The organism is Apolloniradiicaulis salifontis, assembly GCF_053756655.1.
The window spans coordinates 1,564,323-1,576,648 of the sequence record NZ_CM132387.1; the positions used below are offsets into that span (position 1 = coordinate 1,564,323).

Here is a 12,326-nt window from a genome sequence, read left to right on the forward strand (position 1 = left end):
TTTCTCTCCGGGCGAGTCCCGGCGCGACCACACTAACCTCTGACTGTGCGTTGTTCTATGCGTTTCTCGTGATCGCCCTTGATCAGGCGCTGCACGAAAATGCCGGGGGTGTGGATGTGGTCGGCGTCCAGCTCGCCGATTTCGACGATCTCCTCCACCTCGGCGACGGTGACCTTGCCGGCGGTCGCCATCATCGGGTTGAAGTTGCGGGCGGTCTTGCGGAACACCAGATTGCCCGCCTTGTCGGCTTTCCACGCCTTCACGATAGAGAGGTCGGCCACAAGCCCCGTCTCCATGATGTAGGTCTCGCCGCCAAACTCCTTGTGTTCCTTGCCTTCGGCCACCAGCGTGCCGACGCCGGTCTTGGTGTAGAAGCCGGGGATGCCCGCCCCGCCGGCGCGGCAGCGTTCGGCCAGCGTCCCTTGCGGATTGAATTCCAGCTCCAGCTCGCCGGAGAGATACTGTTTCTCGAAGGTCTTGTTCTCGCCCACATAGGACGAGATCATCTTCTTGATCTGGCGGGTGTGGAGCAAAAGCCCGAGACCGAAGTCGTCGACGCCGGCATTGTTGGAGATGACGGTGAGGTCCTTCGCGCCGGAGTCGCGCAGCGCCAGGATCAGGTTTTCCGGGATGCCGCACAGGCCGAACCCGCCGGCCATGACGGTCATGCCGTCGAAGGTCAGGCCTTCGAGAGCCGATTTCGCGTCCTTAAAGATCTTCTCAGCCAAGGCTGCGTCTCCCTTTGGTGTACAAATTCAACGCCCGTTTAAAAGCCGAGCGGTGTTATAGCCAATTCCCGCGCGCTGACCAGAGGGACTCAAGCCGCATCGCGGGGTTTTTTCTCTTCGTCTTCGCCAGCGTCCGCCGCTTCTGCGTCTCTGGCCTCTCTGGCCTCGGCGCGTTCGGCGCGCATGCGGTCCACCTCCACCGCGACGGAGCCGCCGAAGAACACTGCATAGCTGGTCCAGTACACCCAGAGCAGGAACACGATCAACGCGCCCAGCGGTCCGTAGAGGGTGGGATTCACGATGGTGGACACGTAAAGGGTGAAGCCCTTGGAGGCCAGAAGCCAGACCCCGCACGCGGTCGCGGCGCCGATCAGGCTTGCCCGCCAGCTGGTCTCGCCGGCGCGCTGCATGACGAAGCGATAGAGCAGCACGAGCGCGGTCGCCATGGTGGCTGTGGCGATGGTCCATTCGTTGAAAACACCGGCGGCCGCATCGGCGAGCTCGCTACCCAGCCCGCGCAGGAAAGGCCGCACCAGGTTCGGCACGGTGAGAATCACGAGGTTCGCGGTCGCCAGCAGCACCCCGCCGGCCAGAACCGCCCCCATTGCGATAAGATTGAAATGCAGGATGTTTCGAAGATCGCCGCGGCGCGCAATCTGGTTCAGCCCTGCGATCACCGCCTTGGCGCCGCGCGCCGACGCGAACAGCGCAATCAGCGCGGCGATCACGCCCTGCACGGTCAGTGAGGCGATGGAGGAGCCGGCGAGATTGGACAGCTGGGTGTTTAAAAACCCCGCCGCGCTTGGCGGCAGGACCCCGGTCAGCTGCAGCCGCGAGATCTGATTCAGGGCGTCTTCGGGGGTGAACAGCAGGCCGTAGATGGAGATGCCCAGCAAAACGGCGGGGAACAGAGCGAGCAGTCCAAAATAGCTCGCCCCGCCGGCGAACAGCATCACCTCGCGCGCCAGCATGCGGTCCACGGCGCGCACGACGATCACCACCACCGGCCAGCGCGTGACCGGCACGATGTATTTGCGCGCCCAGTTGACCAGGCGCACCGGCGTTATGGATTTCGCATCGCTGCCCATGCTGGTGACATACGCTTTCGCAGGCCGCACTCCAAGCGCGGCGCCCTCAGGCCGTGATCGCCTCCGAGATTTTCAACGCCTCAATCTCCGCCTCGCTGAAGCCCCAGTCGGCGAGAATGGCCAACGTATCCGCGCCGGGCTTCGAGCCCGCGCCCTGCAGCGCACCCGGCGTTCTGGAAAATCTCGGCGCGGGCGCGGACTGCACCGCCCCGTCAAGGCCGGTAAAGCTGTTCCGGGCGGTCATGTGCGGGTGGGCCGCGGCTTCAGCTGTGGTGAGAACGGGCGCGAAGCATGCGTCGCTGCCGTCGAGAAGCCGAGTCCAGTGATCGCGGGGCTGGCTTTTGAACATGTCCTCAAAGGCCTGGCGCATGGCCGGCCAGGTGTTGCGGTCAAACTGGCTCTTCATGCCCTCATGGCCGGACAGGCCCAGCTTTTCGACCAGAACGGCGAAAAACTCCGGCTCCAGCGGCGCAATGGAAACAAATTTTCCGTCTGCGCATTCGTAGCAGTCGTAAAACGGCGCTCCGCCGTCGAGGATATTCTCCCCGCGCGGCTGATCCCACAGTGACATGGCGGCAAGTTGATGGATCGCGCCCATGAGATGGGTCGCGCCGTCGACGATTGCCGCGTCCACCACCTGGCCTTCGCCGGTGGCTCTGGCGTGGTGCATGGCCGCCAGCACCCCTACGGCGAGATAGAGCGAGCCGCCGCCGAAATCGCCCACCAGATTGAGCGGCGGGACCGGCTTTCCCTTCGGGCCGATGGCCTCGAGCGCGCCGGTAAGCGCGATGTAATTGAGGTCATGACCGGCGGCGTGGGCCAGCGGACCCTCCTGGCCCCATCCGGTCATGCGCCCGTAAACCAGCTTCGGATTGGCCGCGTGAACCACGTCCGGACCCAGGCCCAGCCGCTCCATGACGCCTGGGCGATAGCCTTCCAGCAAGATATCGGCCGATTTGAGGAGTTTCAGGCAGGCCTCGACCGCGCCGTCTTTCTTCAGATTAAAGCCAGCCGAGCGGCGTCCGCGCGCCAGCACCTCCTGCGCGCCGCCGCCGAACGCGCCCGGACGGTCGATGCGGATCACTTCAGCGCCGAGCTCTGAAAGCAGCATGGCGCAGAAAGGTGCAGGCCCAAGTCCGACAAATTCCACCACTTTAACGCCGCGCAAAGGCCCTTGTGTTTGGATGGCTGAAGTCATTTCGACGTCCATGTGGCGATGAATCCGGGAAATTTGTTGTGGCACTGAAGTTTGAACGACACAATGCGCGCGGTTCCATCCGCGGGGGAAGCATGGGGCGGTCCTTTTCGATCATCGTCGTGGACGCGGCGCCGGCCGAGGCCGAGGCGACGGCCGCCGAGCTGGAAACCCTCGGCTTCAACGCTATGGGATGTACGCCCGATAGGCTGGTCCAGATACGTGCGCGCGGCCCTGTGGACGCCGTCGTCGCCTATACGCCCGTCAGTCTCAACAGCGCCGGCGGCGCTCTTCTTATGGCCGTGGGCGAAACCGCGCCGGACGGCGCCGATATTCACCTGAGATCGCCCGCCCACACCATCCAGATCGCTGCGCGCCTGCGCTCGTCGATCCGGCTGGGCGTGCTTGAAGACACCGCAGCCGTGCGCGCACGCGACGCCGCCATGGCCGGCGCGCCGGCCGCAAGCCCGGCTGCGCGCAATGAACGCGCCAGCGTTTTGTTCGTCGGCGCGCCCTGCCCCGCCTTCATGCGACTGCAGCACGCCATGGCGAGCGTGGACGCAGACGTGATCGCCGCCTTCTCCACGTTCAATGCGTTTGATTATCTTCACGAGCGCACCTTTGACGCGGTGGTGTTGAACACCGAGCCCGATCCCGATCTCGCTCATACGGTCTGTTCGGCCATGCGGCGCAACACGCGGCTCTATCATACGCCGGCGGTGCTGCTGACGCGCGGAGACTCCTACGCCCACGCCGACGAGGCGTTTGCGCGCGGCGCCAGCGATCTGTTGAACGCCGAGGCCGGGTCGCAGGAAATGCGCGAACGCGTCACCGCGCTCACCAGTGAGCGCCGGCGCCGGCGCAGCGCCAAGGCGATGCTGGAATCCTGCCGCAATCCGGCGCTTCTTGATGCGGACTCCGATCTTTTCGCCGCGCCGTTCGGCGAGCGTCACCTCGCCTCGCTGCTGACGGAATCACGCGCCCGCGGCCATGCGATGTCCATCGTGGGGCTGAGCCTGAGCGCGCCGCGTGACGCCGGGACCAGCCAGGCGCGAGCCGCCCTTGTCCAATTCGCCGGCATGCTGCGCCATTGCGTGCGCGCCGAAGACCTCGCCGTGCGCACGCGCGCCGACGCGTTTTATCTGGCGCTGCCCAGCACCCGCGCCGACGAGGCGCGCATGGTCGCCGCGCGGGTCTCCGCGATCGCCGAATGCACCGCCTATGAAGGGGTGGATCCCCACCGGCCCTTCCGCCTGAGCCTTGCGACCCGCGTCATCGAACCGGAATCCAGCTGGAGCGCCGGCGAGGCGATCAGCGCCGCCTTGGCCTCCGCCGGGCCGCGCGCCGTCGCCGCCGTCGGCTAGATTCGTCAACCCTACGCGGCTTCCCGCGCCCGCCGGGCCGCGTCCGCCACGGGCGCCAGCAATCTCTGAACGCCTTTCAGGCGGCCTTCCACGTCGGGAAACTCACCTTTGAGCACGAGCGTGTTGTCGGGGCGGATCTTGTAGTCCTCCGGCCGGCGGCTCATCAGCTTGACCAGCTCGACCGGGTCTTCGAAGGCGTGGTTGCGGAAGGTGGCCACCGCGCCCTTGGCCCCGGCGTCCAGCTTGGTGATCCCGGCGTGCTTGCAAAGCGACTTGATCGCGACCACCTGCATCAGGCTCTCCACCTCGTCCGGCAGCTTTCCGAAACGGTCGATCAGCTCGGCCGCGAACGCCTCGCGCTCCTGCTTGGTGTCCAGCCCCGAGAGCCGGCGATAAAGCGCCATGCGCACATCGAGATCGGGCACGTAATACTCAGGGATCAGAACGGCCGCGCCGATATTGATCGCGGGCGACCAGTCCTGCGCCTCGTGGCTGGTGTCGCCCTGCAGGCTCGCGACCGCCTCCTCCAGCATGGACTGGTAAAGCTCTACGCCCACATCCTTGATATGACCCGACTGCTCCTCGCCCAGGAGATTGCCGCCGCCGCGCAGGTCCAGATCGTGGCTGGCCAGCGTGAAACCGGCGCCCAGGCTGTCCAGGCTTTGCAGCACCTTCAGCCTCTTGTCAGCGCCCTCGGTGATCTTCTGGTTCGCCGGCGTGGTGAAATAGGCGTAGGCGCGCGCTTTCGAACGCCCCACCCGGCCGCGCAGCTGGTAGAGCTGGGCCAGGCCGAACCGGTCGGCGCGGTGGATCACCAGCGTGTTGGCGGTGGGAATATCGATGCCGGACTCCACGATCGTGGTGGACAACAATACGTCGTAACGCCCCTCATAAAACGCCGTCATGATGTCTTCCAGGGCGGTGGGGGCCATCTGGCCGTTGGCGATCACGAAGCTGACTTCGGGAACCTGTTCGCGCAGGAATTTCGCCGCCTCGTCCAGATCGGCGATGCGCGGCACCACAAAGAAGCTCTGCCCGCCACGGTATTTCTCGCGCAGCAGCGCCTCGCGCACGGTCACCGCGTCAAACGGCGTCACGTAGGTGCGCACCGCAAGGCGATCCACGGGCGGCGTCGCGATGAGGGAGAGGTCGCGAATGCCGCTCATGGCGAGCTGCAGCGTGCGCGGGATCGGCGTCGCGGTGAGCGTCAGCACGTGCACGTCGGTGCGAAGCTCTTTCAGGCGCTCCTTGTGCTTCACCCCGAAATGCTGCTCCTCGTCGATGATCAAAAGGCCGACGCGGTTGAATTTCACGCTCTTGGCCAGGAGCGCGTGGGTGCCCACCACGATGTCGCAATCGCCGCTCTCCAGGTCCTTGCGGGTCTGGGCGGCGTCCTTGGCGTTCACCAGGCGCGACAGCTGGCGCACCTTCACCGGCCAGCCTTTAAAGCGCTCGCAGAACGTATTGAAATGCTGGCGCGCCAGCAGGGTGGTCGGCGCGATGATCGCCACCTGCCGGCCGGTCATGGCGGTGACGAAGGCGGCCCGCAGCGCCACTTCGGTCTTGCCGAAGCCCACATCGCCGCAGATCAGCCGGTCCATGGGCCGCCCGCGCGCCAGATCGGAGAACACGTCGTCGATGGCGTTCAGCTGATCATCGGTCTCGGCGTAGGGGAAGCGGGCGGCGAACTCGTCGTAAAGCCCTGACGGCGGCTCGATCACCTCGGCGTCACGAGCGTTTCGCTGGGCGGCGATCTTGATGAGCTGATCGGCCATGTCGCGCAGGCGCTTCTTCGCCTTGGCCTTCCTGGCCTGCCACGCCGCGCCGCCCAGCTTGTCCAGCTGTGCGGTTTCGCTGTCCTGGCCGTAGCGCGAGAGAAGCTCGATATTCTCCACCGGCAGGTAAAGCTTTGACTGGCCGGAATATTCCAGTTCCAGGCAATCATGGGGCGCCTCGCCCACGGTGAGCGTCTTCAGCCCCAGATACCGGCCGAGCCCGTGATCGGCGTGCACCACAAGATCACCGGTGGACAGAGACCCCGCCTCGGCGATGACGTCGGACGCCTTGCGCCGCTTTCGCGGCCGCGCCAGCCGGTCGCCCAGCACGTCCTGCTCGGAAATGATCGCCAGGCTTTCAGTCTCGAACCCGCGCTCCAGCGGCAGCACCACGCGCGCAATGGCGTTCGTCTGAAGCTTGCCCGCCTCTTCAAAGCTCTGCGCGGCCAGGATCGGCGCCAGGCCGTGCTCGGACAACACCCCGGCCATGCGGTCGGACGCGCCCTCGCTCCAGCTGGCGATCAGCACCCGCTTGCCCGATTTGCGCAAGGCCGAGGCGTGCTTGGCCGCCACGTCGAACACGTTCTGGTCAGCCTGACGCTCGGCGGCGAAAGTGCGGCCCTGCTTGCCGCCCATGTCCACGGCGGTGTCGCCGGCTTCCTGAAACGCGGTGAAGCGGCGCGAGGGCCGCGCCGCGATGGCGGCGTCCCATTGCTCTTCGGTGAGGTAGAGCGCTTCAGGTTCGATGGCGCGGTAGACCGGCGCGCCCATGGCCCCGGCGCCGGATTGACCCGCCTCCTTGCGCGCCTGGTAATAGTCGCGGATCTGCGCCAGGCGTTCCTCGCGCGCATCGCGCACCAGCGGATCGAGCGCGATCAGCGCCCCCTCGCCGGCATAATCAAACACCGTGTCCAGATGCTCGTGGAACAAGGCGAGCCAGTGTTCCGCGCCGCCCGGCCGCGCGCCGGCGCTGACGCTGTCATAGATGGGATCGCCCGACCCGGCCGCGCCGAACCGCTTGATGAAGCCGGAGCGAAAGCGCGAGATCGACGCCTCGTCCAGCACGATCTCGCTCACGGGCGTGAACTGCACGGTCTTCAGCTGATGGGTGGTGCGCTGGGTTTCTGGATCAAAGCTTCGCACCGTCTCCAGCGTGTCGCCGAAGAAATCGAGGCGCACGGGCTCGGCCGCATCGGCGGGAAACACGTCCACCACCCCGCCCCGGATCGCGTAGTCGCCGCGCTCCGTCACGGTGGCGGCGCGGGTATAGCCGTTCTGGGAGAGATATTTTTTCAGCGCCTCCACATCCAGAACGCCGCCAGGCTTCGCGCTGATCCCGCCGGCCGCCATGGCCGATTTCGGCGCACAGCGCTGCAGCACGGCGTTCACGGTGGTGACAACAATGAGCGGCGCGGCGCCGGAATAGGCCGCCAGGCGGTGCAGCGCCCCGGCCCGGCGCGCCGCGGTGCGCGGGCTCGGGCTGATCCGGTCATAGGGCTGACAATCCCAGGCCGGCAGGCGCATCCGGTCGATCCCCGGCGCGAAGAATTCCAGCGCCGCGTCAAACGCGCTCGCCCGCGCCTCGTCGGACGCGATGAAGACAGACACTCCGCCACGCGCCCGCGCCAGATCGGCGAAGATCAGCGAATCATACCCCTCCGGCGCGCCGCAGACAGTCAGTGTGTCGGTGCTGCGCGCCAGGCGCTCCAGATCGTCCAAAGCTCGTCTCCAAACGCACATGCGCCCGCACGCCTTGAAAGGCGGCGGGGTGATTTCCTTCAAAAGCCTCGCCCGCTTGTCCCTCCCCTTGATGGGGAGGGTGGGCCAACGCGGAGCCTCGGGTCGGGTGGGGTGCACCGGCGTTGGCGTCTCTGCACCGACTGCCGCTCACCCCCTCCGTCCGCTACGCGGACACCTCCCCCATAAAGGGGGAGGACATCCCTTGTTCGGCGTGTCGCCCCTAAGCCGGTCCCGGCCCGTCGCCCGCCGGCGCCGCCTGATCGAATCGGAACGCCTTCAGGCGGTCCAGAACCGGGCCCTTGTAATTGTCCGGCGTCTCCTGCGCACCGCAGATCCACGCGTAGACTTCGGTGTCCGGCGCGTCCAGCAGCCGCTCGAATTCATCAATCTCCGCCGGCGCCAGATCGCCCAGCTCGCTTTCTGCAAACCGGCCCATGATCAGGTCCGCCTCTTTGAACCCGCGCCGCCAGGCGCGAAAGGTCAGGCGTTTCTTGCGGTCGACGGGATCAACCGGCGTGTTCGGATCGGTAAAGGGATCATCACTCATGAGCGCGCATATAGCGCGCAGGCGCCGGTGGGTGAAGGGGTGAGCGGCGGTCGGCAAAGCCGATCAATCGATCCGGTGGATCGATTGAAGCCAGCGAACGGGCCGGCAGGCCCAGGAGGAGCGGCGGTCGGCAAAGCCGATCAATCGATCCGGTGGATCGATTTAAAGCAGCGAACGGTCCAGCAGACCCCATGAGCTCCAGATGAAACCCCATGCGTCATCCCCGCGAACGCGGGGACCCAGTCCGGCCTCGCAGCCACTCTTACATCGCTGGGTTCGCGCCTTCGCGGGAAGGCCGGCGAAGCGGACTATTCCAGCCGCTCGGCGATCCACAGCTTGATCAGGGACTGCCGTGTGACGCCCAGATGGCGCGCCTGCCGGTCCAGCCGTTCCACCACCCAGGCGGGGAAATCGACATTGACCCGCCGCGGCGCCTGATTGGGACGGGTGGCGGTGGACCAGTCGATCTGACTGGACAAATCCTCGCCGGCGTTGAACGCGGCGTCGAAGTCTTCAGCCTTCATAAGCAGCGATCTCCTCTTTGCGGGCGCGACGCACCGAAATTATCCGTACGGATTCCCCAATAGGCGCCCAGACAGCGCACCAATGCTTGCCGTCAAGCTTGGCGATGATGACGAAACGCGGCTCGTCGGTCGTACGGGCGGCGGCTTCGAGCAGGTAGTCGTCATCCCTGAGACGTTGAGCCTGTACAAAATCTATCCCGTGCTTCGCCCGGTTCGTAACGCTCTTAGCCGGATCGAAGACAAAGGTCATGGAGAGTTTTTATACAGGAATTATACAGCTTGGAACAGGCACCCCTTCCCCTCGCCCCCCGCCGCGGCTTAACTCCACCCCATGCGCCCGCAAATCCTCTTCCCCCTCTTCGCCGACCTCACCATCATCAAGGGTGTGGGGCCGCGCCTGGCCGTGCTGATCGAGAAGGTGGCGCGGGGGGCGCGGGTGAAGGATCTGGCGATGACGGCGCCCACGGGGCTGGTGGACCGCACGCGGCGGCTGTCCATTTATGAGGCGGGGGAGCTGGGCGGGCTGGTGACGCTGGAGGCCGAGGTGGAGACGCACATTCCCCGGCCGACGATGAAGCAGCCCTACAAGGTGCGCATGAGGGACGAGACCGGCTTTCTCCATCTCACCTTTTTCAACGCCAAGGCCGATTATTTGCGCCGCATGTTGCCCGAGGGGACGCGCCGGGTGGTGTCGGGCAAGGCGGAACGCTTCGCGTCTGAAATCCAGATCGTGCATCCAGACCTCATCGCCGCGCCTGGCGAGATCGAGGACGCGGATCTCTTACAGCCGGTCTATCCGCTCACCGCAGGCTTGTCGGCGGGGGTGATGCGCAAGGCGGTGAAGGGGGCGCTGTCCGCCCTGCCCGACCTGCCCGAATGGATCGATCCGGCCCTGCAGGCGCGTGAAGGCTGGGCTGGCTGGCGCGCCTCTCTGGAGGCGATGCACGCACCCCAATCGGGCCAGGAGCTGGAGCCGGCTGCGCTGGCGCGCCGGCGCCTGGCTTATGACGAGTTGTTCGCCCACCAGCTCGCCCTGAAGATCGCCCGCGCCGAGCGCCGCGCCCGCAAGGGCCGCGCGCTCACCGGTGACGGATCGTATGTGGACGCCGTGCTGAAGCACGCGCCGTTCACGCCCACCGGCGCGCAAGTGCGCGCCTTCGCCGAGACGAAGACGGATATGGAGCGCGGCGAGCGGATGATGCGCCTGATCCATGGCGATGTGGGTTCGGGCAAGACCTTCGTGGCGGCGCTGGCCGCCGCCCACGCCGCCGAAGCCGGGGTGCAGACCGCCCTGATGGCGCCCACCGAAATCGTCGCACGCCAGCACGCCGGCGTGCTCAAAGCCCTGCTGGAGCCGGCGGGAATCTCCGTCATCGCCCTCACCGGCCGCGACAAGGGGCGCGCGCGGGCGGAGCTCACCGACGCCATCGCCTCAGGCGCGGCGAGCGTCGTGTGCGGCACCCACGCCCTGTTTCAGGAGAGCGTGAGCTTTCATGATCTGGGCCTGGTGGTGATCGACGAGCAGCACCGCTTCGGCGTGTCCGACCGGCGAAAGCTCACCTTGAAGGGTCAGGCGCCCGACGTACTGGCCATGAGCGCGACGCCGATCCCGCGCACGCTCACCCTGGCCGCCTTCGGCGATCTGGATGTCTCTCGCCTGGATGAAAAGCCCGCCGGGCGAATCCCTCCGACGACGCGGGTGGTGAACGCGGAGCGCCTCTCCGATGTGATCGAGGGGCTGGGGCGGGCGATTGCGAAGGGTGAGCGCGCCTACTGGGTCTGCCCGCTGGTGGAGGAGAGCGACATCTCGGATCTCGCCGCCGCCGAAGCGCGCCATCACATGCTGTCTGAAATGCTGAAAGTACGCGTCGGTCTGGTCCATGGCCGCATGCCGGCGCGGGAGAAGCAGCGCGTGGCGGAGAGCTTTCGCGCTGGCGAGATTGATCTTCTGGTGGCCACCACCGTGATCGAGGTGGGCGTGGATGCGCCGGACGCCACCATCATGGTGATCGAGCACGCCGAGCAGTTCGGCCTGGCCCAGCTGCATCAGCTGCGCGGCCGGGTGGGCCGCGGCGACAAGGCGAGCTCGTGTCTTCTGGTCTATCACGGCAAGCTGGGCGAGACGGCGCGCGCCCGCCTGGACATCATGCGCAGCACCGATGACGGGTTCGAGATCGCTGAGGAAGACTGGCGCCTGCGCGGCTCCGGCGATCCGCTCGGCCTGCGCCAGTCGGGCCTGCCCGATTACCGCATCGCCGACCTCGCCGCCCATTCAGACCTGCTGGAGATCGCCAGCGAGGCGGCGGCCTATGAAGTGCAGAAAGAGGCGATGTTCGAGGGCGAACGCGGCGAAGCTTTGCGCGTCCTGCTCTACCTGTTCGAGCGCGATGAAGGCGTGCGCCTGATGCGCAGCGGGTGAGCGGCGGCTCCTTCCGCGCTCATACCCTGCAGATGAGCGCGATTTCAGGCTCAGACACGCCTCATCCTGAGGAGTCTTTTCGCGTCAGCGAAAAGCCTCGAAGGACGCACAGGGCGCCGAGCCGGGACCCAAAGCCCTAGCCGCGCGTCGCGGTGTCGCTGTCATGGCCGGAGTTCGTGTCCGCCTCCGGCGGCGGATCGTCGGGCATGGTTCCGGCGCCGGCCTTGATCGGTTCGGCCGCGGGGATCGCGCCTTCCGGCAGCCGGTCCGGCGTCACCATGCCGAAGGAGATGATCAGCTTGGCCGCCTCCTCGACGCTGAGATCAAGGGCGATGGCCTTGGAGCGCGGCACGAAGAGCAGGAATCCCGAGGTCGGGTTCGGCGTGGTGGGGATGAACACGCCCAGGACTTCTTCGCCCTTTCCCACGACCGATTTGATCACGCCGCGGCCATGGCTGGACACGAACGCGACCGCGTAGCTGCCGGCCATGGGATACTCCACCAGCACCACCTCCTTGAAGGAGTTCTGCTGGCCCTGAAACACCGTCTCCACGATCTGCTTGAGCGCCGAATAGATGTTTCGAATCAACGGTACGGAGTTCACGATCCGCTCGCCGATATCCAGCAGCGACCGGCCGAAAATATTCGCCGCCAGCGCCCCAAGAAGCGTCAGAGCCAGGATCGCGATCAGAAGCCCCATGCCGGGAATCGCGAAAGGCAGATAACTTTCAGGATTATAGCGCGCCGGAATCAGCGGCTTGATCACCTGGTCGACAAAATTGACGAAGGTGTAGATCAGCCAGACGGTGATGCCGATCGGAGCAGCGACCACCACCCCGGTGAAAAAACGGTTTCGAAGCCAGCGAAGCACGGGTTTTCAATCGCTCCAGTCGAACAGCGGAATGGTTTTAGAATACACACTCTGTCCTGCTTCGCAGCTGCGGCG

10 protein-coding genes are annotated in these 12,326 nt (G+C 66.1%); 2 read left to right on the forward strand and 8 right to left on the reverse strand.

Annotated features, from left to right (window positions below; translation table 11 throughout):
- Nucleotides 1-32: 32 nt before the first annotated feature.
- The 3 genes from ACWCOP_RS07635 to ACWCOP_RS07645 form a co-directional block, all read right to left on the reverse strand.
- The gene (locus tag ACWCOP_RS07635) at nucleotides 33-668 is read right to left on the reverse strand and encodes a CoA transferase subunit A (RefSeq protein ID WP_478250666.1); all 636 of its coding nucleotides are present in this window, start codon (nucleotides 666-668) and stop codon (nucleotides 33-35) included.
- Nucleotides 669-817: 149 nt separating this feature from the next.
- The gene (locus ACWCOP_RS07640; RefSeq protein ID WP_478250630.1) at nucleotides 818-1,816 is read right to left on the reverse strand and encodes a YihY/virulence factor BrkB family protein; all 999 of its coding nucleotides are present in this window, start codon (nucleotides 1,814-1,816) and stop codon (nucleotides 818-820) included.
- A gap of 46 nt (nucleotides 1,817-1,862) precedes the next feature.
- Nucleotides 1,863-3,014, reverse strand: a complete 1,152-nt coding sequence (locus ACWCOP_RS07645; protein ID WP_478250631.1) for a CaiB/BaiF CoA transferase family protein — start codon at nucleotides 3,012-3,014, stop codon at nucleotides 1,863-1,865.
- A 92-nt stretch (nucleotides 3,015-3,106) separates the two neighbouring features.
- Between ACWCOP_RS07645 and ACWCOP_RS07650 the strand changes: the two genes are divergently transcribed.
- Nucleotides 3,107-4,375, forward strand: coding sequence for a diguanylate cyclase domain-containing protein (locus ACWCOP_RS07650; protein WP_478250632.1), 1,269 nt, complete (start codon nucleotides 3,107-3,109; stop codon nucleotides 4,373-4,375).
- 11 nt (nucleotides 4,376-4,386) lie between these two features.
- Here the strand turns inward: ACWCOP_RS07650 and mfd are convergent, their stop codons facing one another.
- The 4 genes from mfd to ACWCOP_RS07670 all read right to left on the reverse strand — a co-directional run bounded on the left by mfd (nucleotide 4,387) and on the right by ACWCOP_RS07670 (nucleotide 9,211).
- Nucleotides 4,387-7,869, reverse strand: coding sequence for a transcription-repair coupling factor (mfd, locus tag ACWCOP_RS07655; RefSeq protein WP_478250633.1), 3,483 nt, complete (start codon nucleotides 7,867-7,869; stop codon nucleotides 4,387-4,389).
- A 241-nt stretch (nucleotides 7,870-8,110) separates the two neighbouring features.
- A complete protein-coding gene (locus tag ACWCOP_RS07660) occupies nucleotides 8,111-8,437 on the reverse strand; it encodes an FAD assembly factor SdhE (RefSeq protein WP_478250634.1) in 327 nt (108 codons plus the stop codon).
- Between the two features lie 308 nt (nucleotides 8,438-8,745).
- Nucleotides 8,746-8,961: a type II toxin-antitoxin system BrnA family antitoxin gene (brnA, locus tag ACWCOP_RS07665; RefSeq protein WP_478250635.1), complete on the reverse strand. Its 216-nt coding sequence runs from the start codon at nucleotides 8,959-8,961 to the stop codon at nucleotides 8,746-8,748.
- Nucleotides 8,951-9,211: a BrnT family toxin gene (locus ACWCOP_RS07670; RefSeq protein WP_478250636.1), complete on the reverse strand. Its 261-nt coding sequence runs from the start codon at nucleotides 9,209-9,211 to the stop codon at nucleotides 8,951-8,953. Before ACWCOP_RS07670 ends, brnA begins: the two co-directional genes overlap by 11 nt.
- 81 nt (nucleotides 9,212-9,292) lie before the next feature.
- Here ACWCOP_RS07670 and recG point away from each other — a divergent pair, with 81 nt between their 5' ends.
- Entirely contained in the window at nucleotides 9,293-11,380 is a 2,088-nt protein-coding gene (recG, locus tag ACWCOP_RS07675; protein ID WP_478250637.1) for an ATP-dependent DNA helicase RecG, read from the forward strand.
- Nucleotides 11,381-11,516: 136 nt separating this feature from the next.
- Here recG and ACWCOP_RS07680 read toward each other — a convergent pair whose 3' ends face one another.
- Nucleotides 11,517-12,251 carry a DUF502 domain-containing protein gene (locus tag ACWCOP_RS07680; RefSeq protein ID WP_478247700.1) on the reverse strand — a complete coding sequence of 245 codons (735 nt, stop codon included), beginning with the start codon at nucleotides 12,249-12,251 and terminating at the stop codon, nucleotides 11,517-11,519.
- Between the last annotated feature and the right edge of the window lie 75 nt (nucleotides 12,252-12,326).

Excerpts from the sequence above, each read along its gene's own strand:
- ACWCOP_RS07635 (WP_478250666.1), bottom strand. The coding sequence starts at position 668 with ATGACCGTCATGGCCGGCGGGTTCGGCCTGTGCGGCATCCCGGAAAAC.
- ACWCOP_RS07640 (WP_478250630.1), bottom strand. The coding sequence starts at position 1,816 with ATGGGCAGCGATGCGAAATCCATAACGCCGGTGCGCCTGGTCAACTGG.
- ACWCOP_RS07645 (WP_478250631.1), bottom strand. The coding sequence starts at position 3,014 with ATGACTTCAGCCATCCAAACACAAGGGCCTTTGCGCGGCGTTAAAGTG.
- ACWCOP_RS07650 (WP_478250632.1), top strand. The coding sequence starts at position 3,107 with ATGGGGCGGTCCTTTTCGATCATCGTCGTGGACGCGGCGCCGGCCGAG.
- ACWCOP_RS07660 (WP_478250634.1), bottom strand. The coding sequence starts at position 8,437 with ATGAGTGATGATCCCTTTACCGATCCGAACACGCCGGTTGATCCCGTC.
- brnA (WP_478250635.1), bottom strand. The coding sequence starts at position 8,961 with ATGAAGGCTGAAGACTTCGACGCCGCGTTCAACGCCGGCGAGGATTTG.
- ACWCOP_RS07670 (WP_478250636.1), bottom strand. The coding sequence starts at position 9,211 with ATGACCTTTGTCTTCGATCCGGCTAAGAGCGTTACGAACCGGGCGAAG.
- recG (WP_478250637.1), top strand. The coding sequence starts at position 9,293 with ATGCGCCCGCAAATCCTCTTCCCCCTCTTCGCCGACCTCACCATCATC.